19 protein-coding genes are annotated in these 23612 nt (G+C 40.3%); 9 read left to right on the plus strand and 10 right to left on the minus strand.

What is annotated here, in order from left to right; genetic code table 11:
- Nucleotides 1–4 precede the first annotated feature (4 nt).
- Nucleotides 5–1633 carry a RagB/SusD family nutrient uptake outer membrane protein gene (locus AC59IL_RS14210; RefSeq protein ID WP_496552808.1) on the plus strand — a complete coding sequence of 543 codons (1629 nt, stop codon included), beginning with the start codon at nucleotides 5–7 and terminating at the stop codon, nucleotides 1631–1633.
- A gap of 232 nt (nucleotides 1634–1865) precedes the next feature.
- Here AC59IL_RS14210 and AC59IL_RS14215 read toward each other — a convergent pair whose 3' ends face one another.
- Nucleotides 1866–2225, minus strand: coding sequence for a response regulator (locus tag AC59IL_RS14215; RefSeq protein WP_496552809.1), 360 nt, complete (start codon nucleotides 2223–2225; stop codon nucleotides 1866–1868).
- A gap of 231 nt (nucleotides 2226–2456) precedes the next feature.
- Nucleotides 2457–3146, minus strand: coding sequence for a S24 family peptidase (locus tag AC59IL_RS14220; RefSeq protein ID WP_496552810.1), 690 nt, complete (start codon nucleotides 3144–3146; stop codon nucleotides 2457–2459).
- Between the two features lie 104 nt (nucleotides 3147–3250).
- Between AC59IL_RS14220 and AC59IL_RS14225 the strand changes: the two genes are divergently transcribed.
- Entirely contained in the window at nucleotides 3251–3457 is a 207-nt protein-coding gene (locus tag AC59IL_RS14225) for a hypothetical protein (RefSeq protein ID WP_496552811.1), read from the plus strand.
- An 843-nt stretch (nucleotides 3458–4300) separates the two neighbouring features.
- Here AC59IL_RS14225 and AC59IL_RS14230 read toward each other — a convergent pair.
- Nucleotides 4301–4624, minus strand: a complete 324-nt coding sequence (locus AC59IL_RS14230; RefSeq protein WP_496552812.1) for a hypothetical protein — start codon at nucleotides 4622–4624, stop codon at nucleotides 4301–4303.
- 329 nt (nucleotides 4625–4953) lie between these two features.
- Between AC59IL_RS14230 and AC59IL_RS14235 the strand changes: the two genes are divergently transcribed.
- The 5 genes from AC59IL_RS14235 to AC59IL_RS14255 all read left to right on the plus strand — a co-directional run bounded on the left by AC59IL_RS14235 (nucleotide 4954) and on the right by AC59IL_RS14255 (nucleotide 10043).
- Nucleotides 4954–5625 carry a LexA family transcriptional regulator gene (locus AC59IL_RS14235; protein WP_496552813.1) on the plus strand — a complete coding sequence of 224 codons (672 nt, stop codon included), beginning with the start codon at nucleotides 4954–4956 and terminating at the stop codon, nucleotides 5623–5625.
- 409 nt (nucleotides 5626–6034) lie between these two features.
- On the plus strand, nucleotides 6035–6433 hold the full coding sequence (locus tag AC59IL_RS14240) for a helix-turn-helix domain-containing protein (protein WP_496552814.1): 399 nt from the start codon (nucleotides 6035–6037) through the stop codon (nucleotides 6431–6433).
- A gap of 1241 nt (nucleotides 6434–7674) precedes the next feature.
- On the plus strand, nucleotides 7675–8175 hold the full coding sequence (locus AC59IL_RS14245) for a MauE/DoxX family redox-associated membrane protein (protein ID WP_496552815.1): 501 nt from the start codon (nucleotides 7675–7677) through the stop codon (nucleotides 8173–8175).
- 141 nt (nucleotides 8176–8316) lie between these two features.
- Complete coding sequence (locus tag AC59IL_RS14250) at nucleotides 8317–8577, plus strand: DUF6520 family protein (RefSeq protein WP_496552816.1); 261 nt, start codon at nucleotides 8317–8319, stop codon at nucleotides 8575–8577.
- Between the two features lie 422 nt (nucleotides 8578–8999).
- Nucleotides 9000–10043, plus strand: a complete 1044-nt coding sequence (locus AC59IL_RS14255) for a hypothetical protein (protein ID WP_496552817.1) — start codon at nucleotides 9000–9002, stop codon at nucleotides 10041–10043.
- Between the two features lie 47 nt (nucleotides 10044–10090).
- Here the strand turns inward: AC59IL_RS14255 and AC59IL_RS14260 are convergent, their stop codons facing one another.
- The 7 genes from AC59IL_RS14260 to AC59IL_RS14290 form a co-directional block, all read right to left on the minus strand.
- Nucleotides 10091–11593, minus strand: coding sequence for a TlpA family protein disulfide reductase (locus AC59IL_RS14260; protein ID WP_496552818.1), 1503 nt, complete (start codon nucleotides 11591–11593; stop codon nucleotides 10091–10093).
- 154 nt (nucleotides 11594–11747) lie between these two features.
- Nucleotides 11748–13136: a RagB/SusD family nutrient uptake outer membrane protein gene (locus AC59IL_RS14265; protein WP_496552819.1), complete on the minus strand. Its 1389-nt coding sequence runs from the start codon at nucleotides 13134–13136 to the stop codon at nucleotides 11748–11750.
- An 11-nt stretch (nucleotides 13137–13147) separates the two neighbouring features.
- Nucleotides 13148–16153: a SusC/RagA family TonB-linked outer membrane protein gene (locus tag AC59IL_RS14270; RefSeq protein ID WP_496552820.1), complete on the minus strand. Its 3006-nt coding sequence runs from the start codon at nucleotides 16151–16153 to the stop codon at nucleotides 13148–13150.
- Between the two features lie 590 nt (nucleotides 16154–16743).
- Nucleotides 16744–17073 (minus strand): hypothetical protein, encoded by a 330-nt coding sequence (locus tag AC59IL_RS14275; RefSeq protein ID WP_496552821.1) that lies wholly within the window; start codon nucleotides 17071–17073, stop codon nucleotides 16744–16746.
- Nucleotides 17074–17173: 100 nt separating this feature from the next.
- Entirely contained in the window at nucleotides 17174–17770 is a 597-nt protein-coding gene (locus AC59IL_RS14280) for an RNA polymerase sigma factor (protein ID WP_496552822.1), read from the minus strand.
- A 267-nt stretch (nucleotides 17771–18037) separates the two neighbouring features.
- Nucleotides 18038–19261, minus strand: a complete 1224-nt coding sequence (locus tag AC59IL_RS14285) for a FecR family protein (protein ID WP_496552823.1) — start codon at nucleotides 19259–19261, stop codon at nucleotides 18038–18040.
- Between the two features lie 214 nt (nucleotides 19262–19475).
- Nucleotides 19476–20066: an RNA polymerase sigma factor gene (locus AC59IL_RS14290; protein WP_496552824.1), complete on the minus strand. Its 591-nt coding sequence runs from the start codon at nucleotides 20064–20066 to the stop codon at nucleotides 19476–19478.
- Nucleotides 20067–21542: 1476 nt separating this feature from the next.
- Between AC59IL_RS14290 and AC59IL_RS14295 the strand changes: the two genes are divergently transcribed.
- Both AC59IL_RS14295 and AC59IL_RS14300 read left to right on the plus strand, forming a co-directional pair.
- Entirely contained in the window at nucleotides 21543–22151 is a 609-nt protein-coding gene (locus AC59IL_RS14295; RefSeq protein WP_496552825.1) for a fibronectin type III domain-containing protein, read from the plus strand.
- 228 nt (nucleotides 22152–22379) lie between these two features.
- Complete coding sequence (locus AC59IL_RS14300; RefSeq protein WP_496552826.1) at nucleotides 22380–22814, plus strand: hypothetical protein; 435 nt, start codon at nucleotides 22380–22382, stop codon at nucleotides 22812–22814.
- Nucleotides 22815–23612: the final 798 nt, after the last annotated feature.

A 23612-nucleotide genomic window follows, 5' to 3' on the forward strand; every position in this document is an offset into this window, starting at 1 on the left:
ATTTATGAAACGATATCTCATATATATATTAACAACCGTGCTGATTGTACAGGGTTGCAAAAAAACGACTCTCGAATTAAATAATCCGAATCAGCCGCTGCCACAGTTTGCACTGGCTACCGAAGCAGGGTTGAAAAATTTTTCTTTGGGCATTTTACAAAAAATGATGGCGAATGTTCCCGACGAAGGAAACACCAACATATTTCATATTGCATTAACAAATCATAGCATACTGGGCGATGAAGCCTATTGCCCCTATGGCAACTATGGATTTCGTTGGGTTGACCAGGTGTATAAAATAACATTACCAAGCGGGCAGGTGGTAGTTAATCCCAATACGAATGATCAAAAAACGCAGTTAAAAGGATTTGATTCACGCGATGCAGGTGAAAGAAATGCCTTTCAGTACGAATGGTCGGTAAGCTATTATCTCATTGCACAGGCCAACCAGCTATTACAGGCACTAAAAAGCCCCACCCTTTCATTAACCGGCGATGCGGCCAATAAGATCAATGTATTTAAAGCATGGGCATTATGGTGGAAAGGATATGCCTATTCGCGCATTGGCTCCATGTATCTTGGCGGTGTAATTACCGATTCATTCGGTTTGGTGAACCACAACTTTATAGATCATACCGCTATTTTAGCAGAAGCCGATAAGGTATTGAATGAGTGTCTTACAACATTAGATGCCATCAGTGAAGGAGACGATTACGATAACATCATGACGGCCATTGTGGCTTCATTTGATAACAATAAAAATATTGTTACACCAGCCATGTGGAAAAGGCAGATATACACCCTGAAGGCACGCAACTTACTGGTAAATAAAAAAGTCGCAGATATGACAACTGCCGACTGGCAACAAATAATGACGCTTACCGACCAGGGTATACAGTCGGCCGATAACATCTTTTGGTTTGGTATGGACCCCAGCGGTACCAATGATGTATCATTAGGTCAATTTCATCCCTATGCATTTATTGGTGAAGTAGTTCAATTCACCTTTGTTAGTGAACGACTGATACAGGAATTTAAGCCCAATGATAACAGAATGAAAAAAGGTTTTGTACCCTTCACTGTACCAAAGGTAAATGAAAGAGGTCGCGGCTTACAGTTTGGCACACGCTGGAACCCTGTTTTTATTGAAGATGGCGGCCTGTATGCAACCGGTAATAACCAGGGCCTGGTTCCATTTGCCTGCAGCTTTGAAGAAAATCAATTGATGAAAGCCGAAGCATTGATTCGTTCAGGCAGTACCGAAGCCGGGTTACAGATCGTTGATGCCATTCGCGATCGTCAGGGATCGGGACTTGCACATGTTGCAGGTACAGGATTGAATGCAACACAGGCGTTCGAAGAATACCGGCGCGAAAGAAGGGTTGCCCTGTTTTTGTGGGGTACTGCATTTTATGATGCACGCCGGTGGGGAATTACCCAACCAGCATCAGCAGGCGGCGGAAGAGCCAATGCTATTGTTGTTGTGCCGGGAAATTTACTGGTTCCTGCACAAACAGGTTCAGCAGCCGTTCCCTGCTTTATGGAATATAATTATATGGACTACTGGGACGTACCGCAAAATGAACTTGACTTTAATACGCCCGCCAGTGGATCAGTACCGCTTAAGAATTGATTTAAAATTATAGTTCACAAAGTGAGGTGGATTTAAGATTGTTTGCGAAGGCCGGCTCTTCTGCCACTCCCGCACAAATACTTTGGGAGATAAGGTGGAAGAGCCTTTTTTTGTGGAGATGGCACTAATAACCCGCCTTCGGCGGGTGTTCATCGGGCAGCAGCATAAGCTGTTCCATTTCAGCAATGAGTTCAAGCGCCTCTTCGGTGTATTTGGCTTCGAACGGGGTCATTTAACCGATCATTTGTTTTACGGTTGAAATCAGCTTTTCGCTCAACATGTCTTTCGACAGCAAGGCAGTAGCGCCCGATTGTTCGATATATTCTTTATCATCGGCATTGTGCGAATCGAATAATACAATAGGTATATTCTTATAAACGGGTTGTAACCTGATGTTGCTGATGAGGTGCAGACCATCCATATTAGGCATGTTCAAATCAGTGATCATGAGATCAATGGGCTGGCCGTCGAAGTGCTTCAGCGCGTCCACGCCATCGGTACCTTCGAGGGTAGCATATCCCTCCTGCTCAAGCGTAAACCGGAGCATTTGAAGAACAAAGTCTGAATCATCAACAATAAGAACTGTTTTCATAAAATACCGTTTATACGTTACAGAGAAACCATTACTGCACCAGCCGCTCTGCGTTCACGGGTATGAAACGCTGTTCATGGCCGCATTACCTATTCGCAATGGGTCAAATTTTCAGGTGTTAGTAGAAATTGCTTAGCGGGGGTTGGGTAAATATGGAGGGGAACATCAAGTTGAACAGCTCGTGTATATAATACAGGGGTTTCAACAAGTTACAGACATCATTTGAAGAGATTACTTAATAACCACTGCCTTTACACTAAATATGGCTAAGATATCGTCCATACTACGGGTGATAGCTGGATAAACTGCATCGTTTTCAGATAATAAGGTAATGCTATTGTTTTCACCGCTGGTACGCACTTTTCGCAGGAGCGCTTCATTATTTTTGTCGATGATGTAGTAATAGAACCCCGCGTTGATGATACGGGTGTATTTCAGTTTTTTTATGGCAATCCAGGAACCACTTTTGTACCGCGGTTCCATACTTTCGTCGGGAACGCTGATCAATCCATCAACTTCACCAATCAAAGGCAGGTTATTGCCGTAGGCAATGAGTGCGGGTTTTCCGTTGATAGTAATTACAGAACCCGGAACAGCTTTTTCATCGGTGTAAGCAGTACCGTCGTCTTCATCTGACAAATGAATACTTACCAGCAAAGGTTTTGCGGGTTGTGCATCACTTTTGGATTGGGTAATATAATTTCTGCGGGGATCTTCGGACCTGGTTTCAGATGTACCAGCCAATAAATCATCCAGCTTTTTGACCATCATTTCATATTCCTTATGATCACGAGGATTGGAGGCATCTTTCCATTTATACATATTATTACTCGAAACTTCCAACTCTTTGGCCAGACGTTTATAATTCCACCCTGTTTTAGCAATTACACTTTTTATTTTTTGCTGTAGCGTTTCGTCCATTGACTACAATCAATTTATTATAAAACAATACAATATTTTATCCTATTTTACAATTTGTTCGTCTATCTTTGTAAAGCAAATTTGCTGCACCAAATTAAGCAATAATGAAACTCAGCCAAAAAGCATTAAAGGCAATAAACAATCCAGCTACCCGGCGGCGCCTGATGGATGTACTTGGTTGTACTGAATTTACCATTGCCCGATATATTCAAAAGAACAGCGATAACCTTACAAAAGCGGCTGCCATGCAGATTATTCGCGAAGCAACCGGATTATCTGATAGTGAAATACTTAACAAAGAAGGAAACTAACACCCGCGAAAAATCAACTTTTACAATTGTATTCAGAGGGTAAAAGAATTGATTTCTACCAATCGTATAAAAAGATAAAACAGGCTCAAGTATTGCATTGAACCTGTTTTACAATTACACTAAAAAATAGAAATGAGAAGTTCGCAACTGCACTTCACCAGGTAGTGGCATTGTCCGGCGAGGGATTTTTGCCAAAACTGAAGATGTACACTATTAAAACAGTTCAGCAGTATTGCTGTACTAAAAGAGTGCAAAAAAAAGTTGTGCATTTTTAGGGTTTTTCATTTGACCTAAAGCATCCAACGAAAACTGACTTTCCCAATCAATTAATTTCGATCAATAAATTATAACTTGTTCCACAATATTTACAATAAAGTATATTTTTTATAATTTTATATGATACCTTTATAGCCAGAAATAGAAAAGTGGTAAGGACAAGGAGTAATTTGTTTCCTATTTTTTAAGAAGTAATACAGAATGAGGATGAGGATCCAAATTATAATGTTTACTTGTTTATAAATTTCGACATCGGGGCCACCGGAAAAGTTATAAATGTTCATGGTGTTTATATTTGCGATTTAAAATTTGATTTTACAATATGCATTCTGATAATGACGACTTCCGCCTGTTTTTATCAGCGTTAGCATACCTTCCACATAGCGTGAAATACCGCAAATACCCCTTTCGGGAATTTTGTTTAGATAAGAGAAACATCTAAACAAAAATTATCTTTAGTAACCTGAAAGATATCAGATTTAACCTGAGATTAAAATTTTAAAAGGTCCATTTATTTTTTCTTGATTTAAATAAAGAAAATCCTGAATTACTTTTAAGATGATCTTATCAGGGATTAATTTCAACACTTTTCAGGTAACCCCAAATTTTATTTTCTTTCAAACGAAATATTACGTCATCGACAATTTGTTTTGGGATATCTGATCCTTGGGATATTTTAAAAACTTTTTCGATTTCACGGGACGCTTCTGCGTCAATCGTGAGTAAAACCCTGAAAATATTATATAGATCAGTGGGATCCCTTGACATTACCAAAATAGACCACATAATCGGCCGTAGCTCTTTTGATAACAAACAATAGCCCTGGATAATCATATGAAAATCATCAGGAAGTCGAATGTTCTCATTTTCAAAATTCTGATTTTCAACCATGACAGGTAATTAATTAATATAAAACTAAGATTTATTTTATAAAATTTTACATTAATATGGAAATATTTAAAATAAATAAATCCTGATCGAATAAAACTGGCTTTTTGATAGAAAGATTTAAACTTTTTTTTGGATGTTCTCAGCATACATCGCTAAACGTAATAAGTACACAACATTATATAAATCAATTATTTACCGACAATTTTATGAATAAACCACTGATATTCAGCTATTCGTTATAACTATTTCGATTATGAAATAAAGATAAGATTAAAATGTAACTATTTACATCCATTTGTAATACTCTACAACTAAATTGATTTAGGTCAATGGACGATACACTTCAGAAAAAAATAAAAGAGGTTATAAAAAAAACCGGTATGTCTGTGATACAAATCGCTAAAGCTACTGGTGTGCCTAAAGAGAACATGTATAAATGGTTCAAGGGCACGCGACCAAGTGATGCTGCGGTTTATAATAAACTAATGAATTACCTGGACAAATTCCTTTTAAATGTTCCAGAGAATGCTTTGCCGGAAAAATCACCTGAAGAAGATATTCTGAGGCATCAATCATTAAAAGTAAGGATACCACTAAAAAAATACGTCAAAACTGTATTCCAAACGAATGAAAAAGCGGTTGCGGGAACTGTTTTGATAATTGACGATGAACCTCAATTGATTGCAGAGCGTATCGATCTACCATTTCTGGGATACATAGATGGAGCTATTGAAATACCCGATGATAGTATGGAACCAGTATTTAAACGCGGCTGCAGAGTAGCAATTACAAGATTAGCAGATTACCGGATTATCAACTGGGGTAAATATTTTTTTACTATTGACAAAAACTGGAATGGCATAATAAGACGAATTTATCCTGGTCAGACAGAAGACACAATTCAATTAGTATCAGAAAATGTACACTACCCACACATTATCAGACAATGGGATCAGTTGGAAGCAATTTTTGAAGTAAAAGCTGCTATATTAAAGCATTAAGACGGATAGGCTGTTTCCCTTATATAACTCCGTTATGCACTGCATGTGTCAAAGTGCAGTGCCAGTGTGCATTGCACCGCAAACAGGTTCTACATAAAACATATATTAAAAATGCGCATTCCTATACGGTTTACAGTGAGTGTGTTTCACCGTTATTTAACAGATCCCACAAAATAACAACAGTCAAATCCTAAGCAGAAGCATGTATAACCTGAAAATTCCGTAACAATTTTTTAGATTTTAACCTTTATTGGTAAAAAGAAAAAAACTAAATTTGATACAGATACAGCAACTCCTCCTCCAAGCGTCATCCGTCCTATAAAACATCTTCGATTTTTGTGTTGATATAGTAATAGCGAGTAGACCATTTTGTTCTGTAGCAATTCAGTAATTACAAACCTTATCCATTATGACCAGAAAATCAGCCCAGACGAACATTATTTTCGACGCAGCCTCCACTATCAGAAATGCCATCGACGCCACTCCCCTAAGCAGAAAAAATATTCACGACCTGGTTCCCGACATCCACATTGGCCGTAATCAATTACAACGGGTATTTAAGGAGATCACCGGCATGACGGTAAAGCACTACCGCCTGCAGAAACGCATGGAAGCCGCGCGGGATATACTCATGACGGGCGTATCGGTTAAACAGGTAGCCTCGAAATGCGGTTATAAAAAACAGAACAATTTTACCAGGGATTATAAATCTGTTTTTTTCATGACGCCATTGGAATGGATTCGTCAACATTATGCTAATGATATAACGGTTATACAAATAGGCACTGAAAAGAAAGTGCAGTTTTGATAAAAAAATGTGCAAATACGATAAATAGGAGGTATTAACTTGCATACAGGTTCACAACAAAAAAGAGCTGAGACAGCAGAAAGAAAAAAAAGTGCAGAAATGATAAGAAGTTGTGCAAATACGATAAATGCGAGGTAGTAACTTAGATAAAGATTAAGGCACAAGAGACAATAAACAAAGGAACAAGGCTCAAGGAACAATGAACAAGAAAGAATTAAGCTCATTAATATATAAGAATTTCAGACTGATGAGTATTCAGTTTGTTGACAACCTACCGTAACGCCTTTTCTTTTTAGTAAGGGCAGCTGCGGTAAGCTTACAAAAAAAGTTTACCCGTACTTTGATAAATACACGTGCCATTATTTCAATTTTTGACCATTATCTGACCAATGAAAACACTACAGCAGGAAAGGGATGCCTGCAAACTCCACCTAATTCACTATAAAGGACAAGACATTTTTTTTTGATGGATTGATTTTTATTACGATTACACAGCAATACATTAGGCTATAACCCGGGTTGACCGGTGATGTGTTGTGTATTGTATGAAGGGATTTACCTTAAACATAGTGGGGGTCAAATTCGCTATACAATACAATGCTACACACGTGGTACAACACATGATGAATTAAACCGCTGCTTTTCGCTCGGGCAGACGGTACCAGGCAAAGTATAGAATGATTTTCACCGGCGTCCGGCTTATGGCTGCAATAAGATTTTTGAACATATTCAACTTATGCCGGTATCTGACAGGCATAGATCAGACCGGCTAATTGCCCGAGAGGGCAATTTACAAGGTTGTTATTATACTGCCTTTTCTGTTTAGTTGAGGCACTATAATAGCTTATCACAGGAATACAGTAAACGGACGGTTATACTCATATGGGACTTCCGGTTTTAGCCAACCAGTAAACATTGGAGGTGCTCTAATTACAACAGTAGATAGAGGCTGTGCTGCCTTGTTTATTTAAGCAGGGCGGCCAACAGCCGAATAAAAAAACAGAACGGTTGTAAGTGTATTGATGATGAGAATCAACAATGGCCTTTCTTGATCTATTATAGAAGGTTTTTAACAGTGGCTTGCTGTCTGCCTTACTTGTCTAAGCGGAGGCAGTTTACAGTAAGCTTTTTACCCAGGCATTTGTCCATGCCCTCAAACATATATACATTTCATATTTACATTTATCAAGTTACCGGGAGCATGATGTAGCGTGTTCCCGGGTTTTAAAACCTTGTTCGTTATGAAAAGCCATGTTTTGTCAGCTAAGCTTCGAGGAAATAACCCACATGAAAAAAGAAACACTTTCACGACGATAAAAAAAAATACAATCGTTGAGATTATTTGCTTCTTGCTGATTCTACTTTTCGTATATGCGGCAATCAGTAAATTGCTCGATTATCAAAAATTTACGGTACAGGTTAGCAAATCACCAATACTTACAAAGTTTACCAGTATCATTACCTGGGCAATACCAGTCGTTGAAATTCTGATATCACTATTGCTGGCGATTGCGAGATTTCGATTAGCTGGTCTATATGCAGGTTTCTGCCTGATGCTGATTTTTACTTTTTACATCGTGGATATTACGCAGTTTAGTGATGGCAACATTCCCTGCTCGTGTGGTGGTGTGTTGCAGAATATGAACTGGGATCAGCATTTGGTGTTTAATATAATTTTCTCACTGCTAGGTTTATCAGGTATTTTCTTATACAATCCCGGAACAGACAACAAATCCAGGTAGTGCGTCATCCACATAGCAAATTTGATCGGCCCAACTTATTAAGGGCTTTATAAATGAAAAATTATTTATTGCGGCAATAAACAGGGGTAGCTGAAAACCTGTAACAGAGTAAGCAGTTCATTAATCATTTAAACATTTTTTATGAAAAAGTCAGTAATTCTTATGTCTGTAGCTTTTGTATTAGCCATCGGTAGCGCATTTACAACCAAGTTAGTAAATCCAACAGGTTATGCTAATGTTGGTGGTACTATCTTCAGTGGAGAAACAAACAATTCTGGTTGCGTGGTTAAATCTACCGGCACTGATTGTACGATTCTTGTTGCGGGTTCTCCAGTTTCTCCGGTTTATGAAACCTCAAACGATGCGACAAATCAAACTTCCAGCAAAATTCTGAGATTCTAATCTTTGGTGTAGAAATTGGAGGCGAATGCCTCCAATTTCTCTATTTGAAGGTTCATTGATCATTAAACATTTTTTATGAAAGAGTCGACACTACTAATATCTGCAGCGCTTATATTAGCACCAGTGCCAGTGCTTTTTCGACCAAAGTTAGTAACCCCAACAGGATATGCTAATGTTAGCGGCACTGTTTTTAACGGCGAATGCGATAATCCTAATTGTGGGGTTAAAGCAACCGGACAGATTGCTCAATTTTAGTTAATGGTTCGCCAGTTTCACTCGTTTATGCAACGGCAGAAGATGCAGCGGATCAGATTTCATTTAAAAGATTGAGGCACTAATCTTTTAAATGAAACCGGAAGCGGTTATTTGCCATTTGTTTACTTACGGTCTTTCATTATAGTTAACAGGTATTGAAAACAGTTATGAAAAGGAAGCTAATCTATGTTTCGGTTGTTTGTATTTTTAGTTTCACCATTATTGCGGGGTTGCATTTTGTATCAGACATAATGACCATGCAACCGAATAATTTTAACCGTTCACTGCGCAGCGATTTTATTCAACTAATCAAAGCCCGGGAGCTACCTTCCAGTGGTTATAGGATAGTTGGAGGGTCAGAGAAGAACGTTTATTTGTCAGACGAAGGGAAACCATTCACTGTAATAGTCGCAGATAAAGCATCTTCCGAAATAGAACAAAGAATTATCGTCAATAAAACGGGAAGGAAGATCGTTCTGGGACTGCTCCGGGTTGATTCGCCACGGGTATATCTTTCAGATCCGTTTTCGCACTCATTGTTTATGGGGAATCTGGAAAACATGCAAATAGATAAACTCCTGTTTAAAGATGACACCTGTGACTTTATTTTGCCCATAACCCCGTCGACATTTGCCATAAGAGCGTTCGATAATAAAAAAATGGAATACAATCTTGGAAGGAAAAATAAAGACTCAGTCATAAAATGCTTTTCAAACCTCCTAAAAAAGCAGGTTGACGGGATCTTTAGTGTTGATGGAATGCTTAATTATAATCCTCATTTATCCCGCATTACATATCTGTATCGATACCGGAATCAATTTCTTTGCCTGGATACCAACTTCAATTTAATTTATGAAGGAAAGACGATTGACACGACGACAACGGCGAAGCTCAAAATTGCGAAAGTAAAATCCGATAATACAATTACGCTTTCTGAGCCGCCGCCAATTATAAATAGAAACTGCTGTACGGATGGCAACTATTTATTCGTGCAATCGGAGCTAAAGGCAGACAACGAAACGCAAAGTAATTTCCGTAAATCAAATGTGATTGATGTTTATAATCTCCTAAATGGCCAGTATACATTTAGTTTTTATATTGGACGTTACAAATCGACGAAGGTGAATGAGTTCAAGGTTTTTGGAAACACACTATACGTAGTGGCCGACGAGTTCCTACTTACATACAAGTTAGCCAAAAGCTTATTATAAAAAAACCTCCCGCAAGTTAGCAGGAGGTTTTTTATAATGTAAAATGGTCAGTTTCCCTTTTTGGAGTCTTTGATAATGATGACCTTCATTAACTTTTCACCTTTTACCAAGTCAAGACCCAACCCATGCAAAAACTGTATAGCCCTGTCCCAAGTGGCAAATGCCCGTGCATCTGCAAGGGTAATATCATAATCAAAATCATCGGTGAAACCTGTAGCATCAATAAATGGCGCCTCTTCCTTTGGCGTTTGATCAAAAGTCTTATTGCTATAGCTGAAACTCAGAATGAGCCTCATTAAAATATCCCGTGTGATGGCGTTGCTTATATGAAACAGGGTGTCATTCATAGCCATGCCCTTAAATTTCGCTCCTGGTTCCTTTGCTTTTAGCAATGTCTTAGCTTTTTCTGTGGTTACCAGTTTCCAGCATGGCATCATTTTATCCTCTACCACGACTTCATAACCAAAATAACCTTTCAGATCCTGACGCATTATCTCCTGTAATTTGGTTGCCGTAACATGATCCTCTGTTGTAAGCAAACTATAGATGTACTTGTTTTCAATTGAATTCGACGAGGTTTGGAATGGCGTTTTATCACTTACTTCAAGTATAGGCCGATACCAGTATCTCCCGTAAAAACTTCGAGTGTGGGGCCGGGCTATTGTATCCGGATATTCCGCGGTTTGAAGCTCCCTTGTAAAAACGGTTCTTCCGAGTGTATCTTCATAGGCCATAAAGTAAAGATTTGCCAACGAAACCCCTACTTCCTGAACTCCTTTTAATGATTTTCCTGACGATGTAATAATCCAAGGGATAGTATGAACATAATTGTAACCGCTCCGGTTTTTTTCGCCCTTATATTTAGAAATGACGGAACGATACAGAAAATCGTTTTCACTGCCGTTACCATCTGTGAAAAGGACCTTGGATTCATCCAAAGATGGCTTCTCGTAAGCCTTCTTCATTTCACTTCCAATAATGGCATCCTTTATATCATATGAATCGCTCTTTACCAAGTCAAGCACCTGGGTCAGCATCTTTTCATCGGGAGTTCCGATCCATGCTATAATGCCGTTCCTGTCAATAACAAAGGACTGTGGAATCCCGTTTAATCCAGCGGCTTTTAGCCAGTCAGTTTCGATGCTTCCTTCCGGTTTATCGACCGCGACATTGTACTTCATGGCATCACCTTTCTGCCTTACATATTGTTCTACTCTTGATATATACGAAAGGTCTTTTACGTCTTTTTTGGCCTCCATAACAAAAACACCTATTACCTCAACGTCATTTTTAAAGCTCGCTGCAATGTCGGTCAGATGTGGAATGGCCTGAGCGCAGGGCACGCACCAGGTTGCACCAAAATCCACCAGATAGACCTTTCCTTTTTTAAATTCAGGCACAGCGGAACCTTTTACCCATTTAAATGCATCGAGAGAAGGCGCTTTGTCGCCGACTTTCAATACCGTTTTTACACTTGTCTGGGCAAAATTAGCACATGACACGGATAGCAGTACGCTCGTCATCAGTATCCTTTTTAATTGCTGCATCATCTTTAAATCGTTTAATGTTTAAGTTACCCTTACTGTCTTCGAATCTTAATACGTCTGAACAATGGATAGGCAAATCGGTTAATAGTAAATCCGTTCCCCGGAGGGCTTTCAAAGGGATGTATTCTCTACGATCTTCAGCATAGGGATAGTATAGTTAGTATCCGTCGTTTTGGATAATATTTTTATCGTTGGTTATTTCTGTTAGTGGTATGGGGTATAGGTTTTGATAACTGTTCCAGGTTCCACCCTTTTGAGGCGCTATCACAGTCATTACAGGGTTTATCATTTGGGTTCTTTTAAGGTCTAGCCATCGGTGTCCCCATTCGGTAAACAGTTCAACTTTTCGTTCCTGTGCAATAGCGGCAAGGAGGTTATCTTTATCGGCCGCGCTTGTATTGCCGAGTCCCGCCCTGTTGCGAATGGCATTCAGATCGCTCTGTGCACCTGTCAGATTGGTATTTTGCTGAGCCCTTGCCTCCGCCCTGATCAAATATTGTTCAGCAAGGCGCAACACCATAGAGTATTCGGTCAGATTGGTCCCTGTTTGCACTTTGTATTTATTGGGATAATAATACACGCTTGTTCCACTTGTAAATGTGCCTACCCATTTTGTTTTCCTGTTATCTCCGGTTTCAAAGGAATTGTATAATGGCAGGCTGAGGGAAGCATTACTGGGTACAGTAGTAAGTACGAATACATTGCCCTCGCTGGTATTATAGGCTGTTCCGGCAGGTTTCAATTGGAGGATGGTTTCGCTGCTGTTTTTCAGAAAAACGGCATCCAGATCGGTTGGCAAACTGAAATTTGGATTGGATATAACAGTGGAGGCCTGTGCTTCGGCCTTTGCCCATTCGCCTGTAAACAAATATACCCTGGCGAGCAAGGCGGTTGCAGCCCATTTATTGGGCTGATCCCTTTCGTTTTTTGAAAATGAATAATCGGATGCAAGGAGGTTTTGGGCATCTGTAAGATCAGCTATGATTTGTTGATACACTTCAGTCTTTGGCGTTTTAGATAGTATAGCATTGACGCGATAATCTGTAGTGGTTACCAGAGGAACGTCGCCGAAAAGATTAACGAGATAAAAATGACAAAACGCGCGGATGAACTTTGCTTCACCTAAAAGTTGATTCTTTGTAGCGGTCGTCACACCTGATGACCCATTTAAACCTTCAATGACAGCGTTGGCATTATTGATAAATTTATAGGGGGTTGACCACAATGTCGAGTTGATATTAGTCGATGTAAGGGAATTTGTATAATAGGGCAGATATCCGGATGAATAGGCGATTAATTCATCTGCTGACAACCCTGCGACAAATGTGACGCTCGAAATCGTGCCGCTTGCGAATCCGCCGCCATTGATCATATCGCTATAAATACCCCGAATTACAGCGGTTGCAGTCGCATCGTTTTCGTATACAGTGGATGCATCAATCAAATTTTTGGGTGAGCCAACATCGATAAATTTTTTACATGAGCTGGCAAGTAAGAGTAACCCGCCGAATAACAATAACGATGGTATATATTTAAAGCTTTTCATTGCAGTATATTTTATAAGGTTATCTGAATTCCGGCTGTCAGCATTTTTAATGGAGGAATGGACTGAAAGCTTTGGGTTTCGGGATCTAGCCCTAAATAGTTTGTGATCGTGATCAGGTTCTGTCCCTGAATAAATAGTTTAGCTGATTGTGCTTTTATGCGAGATAGCCATGCAGCTGGGATTTGATAGGATAAATAAATGTTTTTGAGCCGGATGAACGATGCATCGGATACGATAGCGTCGCTGGACAGAAGACTGGAGTATGCTGCAGATGCAGCCGTTCCGGAAAAAGCCTGGGTATATTTCTGAATGTCGGTGCTGGTTTGCGTGGCTTGCCATCTATCCAGCACATAATTAGGCTGGTTTCTGATCACACCAGGTGAGCTAAATGATTTCAGATAATTAAGCCCGGTCTGTTTCACAAATTGAAAGAAAACATCGAGTTGAAAATTTTTATACTTGAAATTATTGGCAAATCCACCATAGAATTTTCTCTCAACTGATTTATACGCTTGCAGATCGTCGGGGTAAGTGATTTTGGTATCCTTGTTTACGTCCTCAAAAGTATAGACGCCGGTTTGGGGATCAACTCCGAGAAAGTGATAAGCTTTCAGGAGATAAAGCGATTTACCTACGACATAAGTGTTGGCATAGGACGATTTTTCGATACCGGGGTATGAGATGAGTTTATTCCTGGGAAGTGTCACATTAACCGAGGTCGTCCAGGTAAAGTGTTTTCCATTGAAGTTGACGGTTCTCACATCAAATTCCCAACCAGTATTTTGTACAGTTGCAGGCAAATTGAAATACTGCAGGGACGACTGACCGGTTATAGTTGGAAGTGGATATCCGACCAACTGATTTGATGAACGGTTGCGATAAAAGCTGGTGGTAAGTAATATTCTGTCGTTTATGAATCCCAATTCGATACCTGCTTCGGCTTTCTTGTTCGTTTCCCAGGCAAAGTTTGCATTAAACAAACCATTTACCAGTAATCCACCGGTGCCATTGTAGGGATTTGATGTAGATGAATATGTATTCAGGTACCCATAATCCGGAAGTTGGTCGTTTCCTGTTGTTCCGTAGCTGACCCTGATTTTACCATAGCTCATCGCAGGCAAAAAATGTTCGATAAATTGTTCATTTGTGAATATCCAGCCAAGCCCCACGGCGCCGAAATTGGCAAACTGTTTTCCAGGGCCAAATCTGCTAGAGCCATCGCGTCTTCCGGTCAGGTTGACCAGGTACTTATTATCCCAGTTATAGTTAATACGCCCGAATATCGCATTGTAACGATATTTGATATAGGTTAGGTTACCAGGTGATATGGTAGGTGCCGAGCCTGGGTTATTCAGAAGAGCGTCACTGGTGAATCCCCTTGCAGTATATGCCTGAGCATCGGTTAGATTCTGCTGAAAGGTGGTTCCAATCAGCACATTCAAATTACCTTTTGAAATTCCGCGTTGATATTCTAATTGCGGTTCGACTATCCAGCTCGTATAGCTTTGATGGCTGAAGGCAGCCTGGCCTGTAGGATTAAACGCAGGGTTTTGCGAACTGATAGGTGTAAGCTTGGTTTGATCCATCTGCATCTTGTTGTAGCCAAAGCTGGTTCTTAGTTGCAGGCCAGATATAATCTGATAGCTTAATGTACTATTAGCGATTAGATTATTTGTATTGGCATCGTAGGGCCTCAGAAAAGTTGCGTATGGATTATTGAAATTGGGCCATGACAGGTTAGCCCAGTTGAGGGTGCCGTCAGGATTAAACATAGATGGGGCAACGGGAGCCAATATCAGCGCTGCATTCGTTGGGTCTTGCGTGGGTAAATTGTTTTTATCCAAAATATAGTTTACAGTCAGCGAAGAATTAAAGCGTTTATTTTCTGAAGAGTGGTTTAAATTGAAATGTACAGACGCTTTCTTATCAGCAAAGTCGCCTGGGAATACAGTGCTTTGGCGGAAATAACCAGCGCCTAGTAAAAATTGCGTGCGCTGGTTGCCGCCAGATAAATTAACGTCGGCACGTGTTGTATGCGAGGTGCCGCCGATTAACGTTTTCTGCCAGTCAGTGTAGCGTGTCGAATCCCAATAACCATTCAGGTCATATGCAAACGAAGGAATGCTGGTAACGGCATCATTGGAAAATGCTTCATGGCGCATTTTCAAATATTGTTCGGTATTCAGCAAATCCATTTTATTGGAAATTTTACCTGCACCCGTATACAGGTTAAATTCAACCTTGGTTTTACCAGCTTTTCCTTTTTTGGTGGTGATGATGACAACGCCGTTGGCACCACGGGAACCGTAAATGGCCGTGGCATCGGCGTCTTTAAGTATTTCGATGCTCTCGATGTCGGAAGGGCTTATCGTATTCAACGGACTTATTAAGGGTGTGACCTGGCCCGCAATGCCGTTGTACTGATCGAGAGAAGATGATGTAATTTGAACGCCATCCACAATAAACAATGGCAGGTTGCCATTATTGCCACCGAGTGTCTGCCGCAAACTGTTTAGGCCGCGGATCTCAATATTGAAACCACCGCCGGAAACGCCGGTGGTTTGTTGTATGTAAACGCCGGCCATTCTGCCAGATATGGCCTCAAGCGGGTTAGATACCGGCTGTTTCTGGATATCCACCGCCCTGACAGTGCTGACGTTGCCCGTATTGAGGCGTTTGGTCGTTGTGCCGTAGGCGATAACCTGTAACTCGTCCAGGGCGCTGACTTTTGATTTAAGACTAATAGCAAGTTCGGTTTTTCCACTCACCTTCAACTCAAAACTCTCCATGCTCACATGCGTAAACACCAACACCGCATCTTGCTCTACCGTTGCCAGTGAAAACTCACCATTTTTATCAGTCATCGTATTTTTTGAACTCCCTTTCACTGTCACCGTAACCCCTTCCACCGGATCTCCATTTTCATTCACTACCCTACCCCTTACATCAATTAATGGCGGAGCCACGCCCCCAAAACCTTCTGTTGAAATAACAGCCAACGCCCTCTCCTTCACCACTATCACCTGGTTAACAATCGAAAATGAAAATGGCTGGTCCCTGAAGCAGACATTGAGGGCTACTTCCAGTTCGGCATCGGTAACCTGAATGGAAACCGGTTTCGATTTGCTTAATTGTTCCTGGTTGTAAAAAAAGCGATAACCTGTTTGCTTAGTGATTGATTCAAAGACTTTTATCAAAGGAGCATTCTTTGCCGAAAGAGTAACCTTTTGTGAATACCCATTGGCACTTACCTGCATACAGGCCGCTAACAATATGAATGCAGTCATCTTCATAATTCGCAGAATAGGCAGTTTTGGTTTAGCAACCCCATACCCGGGCGCTTTGCCAAGATCGAAATCTTGCATAGTTTTGCTTTGTTAGGTTAATAATGAAATAATTACGCTTAACGTTATTTTAGTTAACCTTCCCGGCCGGTAGTGCTCCAACACTTCCGGCTTTTGTTTGCCTATCGGTGGCAAAAATGGTCAACACTGCGAATAATGGTTATAATGGGTAATGGTCCTTTTTTATATGGTTCGCAAAAGTGTTAGCGAAGGATAAGTATTACGAACAAAGTAACCAGATGGTATTTCAAACGGATATTTCTTTACATAGATAAAAGCCGGTAGCTTGCCCGGCTTGTTTTATTGGTAAGTCCCTGTTCAAAATATATTGATGCCTGTATATTATTCTTATTGCTGATGTCTTGTTTAAATGCAAAAACCACTTTACCAATGGTAAGTGGTCGTGTTATATAAAGCAAATTATTTAAAACTGTTGCAGAGAGATTACAAGTGGCTTTCGTCAGTTTGCATGCTGAAGAAGTTAAACTACCAATTAATACCAAACAACCTAAAGCAACGCTTTCAGGCATGCGAAGTACTGCACCAATCATAGCAAGAAGTTTTTCAATTTGTTGACAATAGATGCTTTGCATCCAACCTTAAATAACGCCCGTACCAGGGGCGTGGACAAGGGTTTTAATGTGTAACCAACTATCGAATAAGCTTACGTGTAATATAAGCAATAATCATGTATCAGTCAACCGACAATAAGGAACTTTTTTTAACAGTCATTTCTAACCGCTCACAAACATAAGTCCGCATTCTTCTTCGTGCATCATTCAGAATATTACTAACCGTTGTATAGGTTATACCCAATCTTTCTGAAATAGCATCCCTTTTTATACCGTAATAATTTAATAAGTAAATTTCGCTCTGCCGTTGTGTTAAATCATTGAATGCCTTCGTAAATAACACCTCACATTCTTTCTCCAGCAGGGCATCGTGGTTCCACATCATACTTACACTTCTGAAGTAACCGGTTTTACTTTTCACTTCCCTGCCCTGCTTTCTTTTATAGTTCAACGCTTCATTCTTTGCCATTATAAACAGATAGTTCTCCCACCCCTTCCAGTTTTCGATCTTTGCGGTTAAGCGATCTATCTGATTCCACACTTTCATAAATACATTCTGTGTAAGATCTTTGGCCGTTTCTTCGGTTCCACAAACCTTATAAGCCGACATGCAAACCCTGTCGAACAAACCGGTGTAAAGACAATTAAAGATCTTTTCTCTGTCGGTTTCCTTTTTCAACCCTCGCTCAATGGCAGTATGGTAGTTTTGGTTTAGCATACAATCGCAGGCTAATGTTGCTGTTAATGTTTACCATTTCAGTTTCCCCCAGCTCATGCATCCCGAACGGACCATCGGGATACATGACCGGCAAAATCGTGAACCATATAGGCAAGGTGGTAATCGGCTAATAGTAACGGGCACGCAGTAACACAGGGTTTTTCACTTTAATAAGGTATCGTACTACATGAAAAAACCAAACTCACATCAAAACATGTTACTATTATTTATACAAATGAATTACACTTTTTTCATAGCTATACTTTACTACTGTGGCTGCGTAACGGTAACCTTATTTCCTGCAACGGTAAAACGCAGCCTGCTGTTGAGCTCAATGATCTTCAGTACATCGCTCAAATTCACCGTACGTGGTATTTCGCCAAAGAACTCCGGTACTTTTATATCGCTTGTGTATTCTATATCAACATCGTACCACCGGCTCACCTGTCGCAACACTTCTTTTATATCGGCAGAACTAAATACGATCAATCCGTTCTTCCAGGCAAGTGCCGCATTAACATCAGCATTTTTCACCACATCAATCCTACTCTCTTTTACCTGCGCCTGCTGACCAGGCATTAATATTACTGGTTGCTGATTGCCCGTAGTTGCTGTTTCCTTTCGCGCATTGCCTATTCTCACCTTTCCTTCTACCAGTGTTGTTTTTACAGCCGACTCATCATTATATGCATTCACATTAAAATGCGTACCCAACACTTCTATCTGTGTACCATTGGCCAATACCCGAAATGGTTTGGTGGCATCTTTTTTCACTTCAAAATAAGCTTCGCCTGAAATTGTTACCTCGCGGCTGCTTTCGGTGAATGCCGTTGGAAATTTTATTGTTGATGCTGCATTAAGCCATACATGACTGCCATCGGGCAACGCCAGCTGAAACTGCCTGCCACGGGGTGTACTTAATGTATTGTAAAGAACTTCGGTACTTTTTCCCTGGCTATTGTATGCCAGCAACCCACCTTGTTTGGTGATTTGTGTGCTTCCCTGTTTTGTAAGATTTCCGTTGGCCGCTTCATCAAGCACTATCTCTTCGCCGTTAGATAGCTTTAAAATGGCGCCATCACGCCCCGGCGCTTTGTCGGTAACAGCTGCATGGGTTTCGGTTTTTACAATCTCTTTGGGGGTGTTACTTTTAAACCATAAATACCCTGCTGCCCCTATTACAATCATTACCGCGGCGGCTGCCGGTATCATTTTAAACCAAACTAATTTGCGCATTGGTACCACCGGGGCTGTACCTAACAGTGCTAATTCGGGATGTTTTTCACGAATTAACCTGGCTATCTTCTCTTCGGCAATGGCCGACTCTTCTTTTAATTCAAAAAGCTGTTTTCCATCTGTTAACCGGTCAAATAATTTACGGTTATGCTCCGATTCGTTTACCCACTGGTCAAGCTCAACCCTTTCGCTGTTGTTCAGTTCCTGAGCTAAATATTTTTCTATTAAATCTTTTATTCTTTGTACGTCATTCATAAAGCAAATTGTTAGGGATATAAAACATTCCATCCTCAGGCATCATTACTTCCCCCTGTTTTAAACCAGACTATGATTCGCGGCGCTGGTTTTTAGAATCCCCCTTTATATTAAAACAGGCAAGGGGTTTCATTTGTCCCGAAATGTTCAAAAAAAAATAATACAATCTTAATATGGCGAAAAACAAGGAAGTATTGTAGTATAGTTCAGCTCTTTAGTACAATCTGTACAAAAAAATGGCAATAAAGCTGATCTGCATGTTCTTATCAATGAATATAGCTTTTAATGATTTGAGCGCGAGCGATTTGAGGTTGCGCACGGTTTTTTCGCTCATACCCAGCATGGTAGCTATTTCCTGGTTGGCATAGCCGTCGTAATACGACAGCTTGAGGATTCTTTTATGCTGATCGGGCAGTTTTTCTACTTCTTCCCGTATGCGGGTAATAATATCGGCTTCTATTTCAGCATTTCTGATAAAGATCTCTTCGTTGGTCAGTTCACTGATCTCCTTTTCTTTCTGAGATCTTACTTTTATATGGTTCAGGTAATTCAGGCAATTGTTGCGGGCGGTTATAAAAAGAAAAGCCTGTATATTTTCCTTCGTATTGAATTGCGTATGCATTAACCACAATTTCGAAAAGCAGTTGGCCGTAATGTCAATGGCTTCGTCGGCGCCCACCAGATTTTTACAAAAGAAGTAAATACGCTGATGCATCCTTTTGTACACCTCGTTAAACGCGTGTACATCTCCCGCCGAAAATCGGGACATAAGATCATTGTCCTGGTATTGCATCAAGCTTTTCAATTTGGGTAATTTTACCTATATAACAAACAGGAATAAGGTGTTATGCGATGAAACTGTTGAGGATATAGGTTTCGGATAAGTTTCGGATAAGAGTGTGAGGCAGGAAAATATGAGTACTATAAATATAATAAAAAGAATGGAATCTTTTCATGCAGGTACATGCAATACCTGTTACAGTATGTTAACTGCTGTTGATGGAGGTCATTGGTTGAGTTGCTATTTCCGCCACTAAAATAATTGCTTTTAAAAATATAAACCAAATTGTTATCGATTTTTCACAGTCGTAGTGGATAAGATTAGCTATATTATAGTTGCCTTTACGAGGCAAAAGGTAATCAAATTAGTTATATATTTTTTTTACCGACGTGTAACGTGATGCTAACGAAGTTCATCGAAAAAGAAATAAAAGCCGCCGGCAAACCATCTTCGGCAACGAAATTTATATACGCGGAATAAACCTTTTTTTGTTGAAACAGCGTAAAGGACAACAGCATTTTTGCTGTTGTAGGATTAATTGAAGGCATCCGTTTTCAGGAATTTTTAAAACGAATTAATTGATAGCCATTTTTTGTTTCGATTTCCCAAAACGAAGTACAGGGTCTTCAAAAGGCTTCTATATTATAGCAAAAGGAAATTACTTTCGGTCAAAAGGAAACAACTTACAGCCATTACTTTGTTCGATTTCCCAAAACGAAGTTTCCCGTCGCTCTCTTTAATTTCAAATTCAGAAAAGGAACTTACTCATGGCGGGCAGTGATTACATTTTCAGAAAAATGAAATAACGGATGGCCATCTTTTTTTTCAAACTGCCGATACGAAGATCCTTTTCGCCTGCCGTAGTTTCAAATTATAAACACGAATTTTCCCGTGACCATCCCGAATTACCTTTTCATCAAAATGAAACAACCGGCGCCTCCGGGGAAACAACTTATCGCCATCCTTATTTTCAAATTCATAAAACGAAATAACTTTTCGGCATTTTTAATTTCAAATTCCGAAATCGAAAGTACCGGTTGCCATCGAATGTTTCTGGTTTGTGGTTTGTAGTTGCTCAAACTATAAACTGCTTTGCCTTTGCGCGAAACACTCATATGTAAGTCATACACGAAACACCCCTTTACAGCCCTTAATTGCCCCGTATCCGCAGGGTTATAACTCAAATTTCTGCCAATTCCGCCAATACTGCCACAAATTTGGATTTGGGCCAACAGCCACCCTACATTTGTATCGAACAAGGGAACTAACATGTATAACCGATTTTAACGGCACTGCACAAGTTTAAAGTTTATAGTTACAGTTAGTAATAAAAACTGATCGCAAACTATAAACCACAACCTCAAACGTAGTAAGGATCCAACCGGTAAAACCGGCAACTCAAATCGGTAACCTTGTATGCAATACTATTGGCCAATAGTTTGTAAGCGATGTTTAGTAGCACGTTCATTAACCAATTTGTTCACTTAAAAAATTCATTTTATGAATAGAATAGTTTTGGCATTCAAAGAAAGCCGCGACAGCGAGCTGGCGAAAAAAGGAAATCACATACTCAGCAGTATAAAAGGCAATTCCTTTTTTCCCGATACCACCCTTGTACAGGCGCTTGAAAAGAGCCTGCAGGAATACCAGGCAGCATTAGATGCTGCCGGCGATGGAAGCAGAAAATTAATTTCCATCAAAGACGACAAGCGAATGGCCCTCGAGGAAGTTTTAACCGAAGTGGCCTTCTATGTATCCCGAATTAGCAAAGGAGATAAATCGATGTTATTAAGCAGCGGTTTTGATCTTGCAAAAGAAAGGGGTATATCGGCTCCCTTGTTGCCCTTCAGGCAGGTAGCGGTACAAACCAACCAGCCGGGCGAAGCCAGCATTATCGCAAGCAGAGTTGCAGGCGCCAGGGCGTACATACACCAGTACACCACCGACCTACCCAACGCTAACACCGTTTGGGTGAGCGAAACAACAGCCCATCGAAAGCATACCTTTAAAGGTTTGAAGTCGGCTGTTGCGTACTGGTTCCGCGTTGTAGCCATTGGCCTGTACGGACAATCTGTTACGTCGGACCCGGTTCCACGGTTAGTTAAATAACCAGGCATCGGTTATTGAAATCCCGCCTCCGGCGGGATTTCGTTTTGCACCTATAGCCGCATAAAATCATAAACCCATCATTTTTCCTTATTTTTATGCTGCTCCATCTTTCATGTAAAACCATAAATTACCAGTCTTCCCTCTCATAACTACAATCGAAAGCAACCAACATCGCCTGCGCTATGTACCGGCGATTTTTCTGTTCATTAATCAAAACCGGGGATTCTGATGAAAAAACTTGTACCAACGCCGCTGGCGGCAACCGCTGCTATTGCTATTATTTTAACTGCCACGACGCTCTTATTTTCTGCCTGCAAAAAAAACTCCACACCGTCTGTAACAGAAAGATTGATGCACAAATGGAGCGTAGTGCAAATGATCGACTCGGTGTATACTTCCGGCTCCTCTCCGCAGGTTATTCCTTACACCGGTATAGCAGCCGATTATGTTGATTTCAGAACCGATGGCAAAGTGTATTCTTTCGTAAACAGTAAGTACGATACGGCCAATTACACATACTCTGAAATCAATTTACAGGTGTATACCAACGGGCACACTTATAATATGCTCATATTAACGGATGAAAGCCTCATACTTCATGAACCGCATTATACCAACTCAACATCGGGTTATTCGGCGTATAAAATCACTTTGAAAAGATAAATACAAAAGGCACAAGGCTCAAGATTGAAGACACAAGCCCTCAAGGCACAATAAAAAAGGCTCAAGGAACAAGGCACAAGGAGCAGGTGGCCCTCTACGAATAATTATTGCTGTTAACTTTCCTCACAGCAAGGGAAACAGGTGATTTACTGTACCAATGAATAATAAAAAATACATATACTAAAAAAGCGTAATTCCCGTTAATAGTAAGCTATTCCATAATCTGTTTTCCAATAACCTGAAAAACAGGTTAAAGTACACCCTAAAAATCTGAACCTCATGAATTCCAAATCAATAGTTACGATATGGTCGTATACAGGTATCGTAATTTTACTAATTGCCTGCCATTCTACCCAAACTGTCGTTTATACCAACGCACCTCCACCAACCAGGGTAATTGTAGTAAAAGAGCAGCCTAAAATAATTGTGGTGAAACAGCAACCCCAGGTAGTTGTTGTTAAAGAACAGCCTAAAACGATCATCGTAAGGGAGCAACCCCGTGATACCCGTGTGGTAACAGTGAGCAATACGCAACAAACTACTACCAACAATACCAAAACAAACACAACCACAAATACAACTACCAATAAAACCAATAACACAACTACCAATACAACCATAAATACAACTACAACCCAAACTAATACACCGCCTCCCGGCGATAAAGACCATTTACCAAAAGGAAATGCCTGGGGTACACATAGAGGGCTTCCGGGTAACACTTCTGTTGAAAATGTATTTAAGGAGAAAGTAGACCGTGACGACAAAGAACGCATTGCCAAAGAACAGAAGGACCGT

The organism is Niastella sp. sgz303648 (genome assembly GCF_059587045.1).

Coding starts and splice junctions, on each gene's coding strand:
- AC59IL_RS14210 (WP_496552808.1), top strand. CDS start 5: ATGAAACGATATCTCATATATATATTAACAACCGTGCTGATTGTACAG.
- AC59IL_RS14215 (WP_496552809.1), bottom strand. CDS start 2,225: ATGAAAACAGTTCTTATTGTTGATGATTCAGACTTTGTTCTTCAAATG.
- AC59IL_RS14220 (WP_496552810.1), bottom strand. CDS start 3,146: ATGGACGAAACGCTACAGCAAAAAATAAAAAGTGTAATTGCTAAAACA.
- AC59IL_RS14225 (WP_496552811.1), top strand. CDS start 3,251: ATGAAACTCAGCCAAAAAGCATTAAAGGCAATAAACAATCCAGCTACC.
- AC59IL_RS14230 (WP_496552812.1), bottom strand. CDS start 4,624: ATGGTTGAAAATCAGAATTTTGAAAATGAGAACATTCGACTTCCTGAT.
- AC59IL_RS14235 (WP_496552813.1), top strand. CDS start 4,954: ATGGACGATACACTTCAGAAAAAAATAAAAGAGGTTATAAAAAAAACC.
- AC59IL_RS14240 (WP_496552814.1), top strand. CDS start 6,035: ATGACCAGAAAATCAGCCCAGACGAACATTATTTTCGACGCAGCCTCC.
- AC59IL_RS14245 (WP_496552815.1), top strand. CDS start 7,675: ATGAAAAGCCATGTTTTGTCAGCTAAGCTTCGAGGAAATAACCCACAT.
- AC59IL_RS14250 (WP_496552816.1), top strand. CDS start 8,317: ATGAAAAAGTCAGTAATTCTTATGTCTGTAGCTTTTGTATTAGCCATC.
- AC59IL_RS14255 (WP_496552817.1), top strand. CDS start 9,000: ATGAAAAGGAAGCTAATCTATGTTTCGGTTGTTTGTATTTTTAGTTTC.
- AC59IL_RS14260 (WP_496552818.1), bottom strand. CDS start 11,593: ATGATGCAGCAATTAAAAAGGATACTGATGACGAGCGTACTGCTATCC.
- AC59IL_RS14265 (WP_496552819.1), bottom strand. CDS start 13,136: ATGAAAAGCTTTAAATATATACCATCGTTATTGTTATTCGGCGGGTTA.
- AC59IL_RS14275 (WP_496552821.1), bottom strand. CDS start 17,073: ATGCAAAGCATCTATTGTCAACAAATTGAAAAACTTCTTGCTATGATT.
- AC59IL_RS14280 (WP_496552822.1), bottom strand. CDS start 17,770: ATGCTAAACCAAAACTACCATACTGCCATTGAGCGAGGGTTGAAAAAG.
- AC59IL_RS14285 (WP_496552823.1), bottom strand. CDS start 19,261: ATGAATGACGTACAAAGAATAAAAGATTTAATAGAAAAATATTTAGCT.
- AC59IL_RS14295 (WP_496552825.1), top strand. CDS start 21,543: ATGAATAGAATAGTTTTGGCATTCAAAGAAAGCCGCGACAGCGAGCTG.
- AC59IL_RS14300 (WP_496552826.1), top strand. CDS start 22,380: ATGAAAAAACTTGTACCAACGCCGCTGGCGGCAACCGCTGCTATTGCT.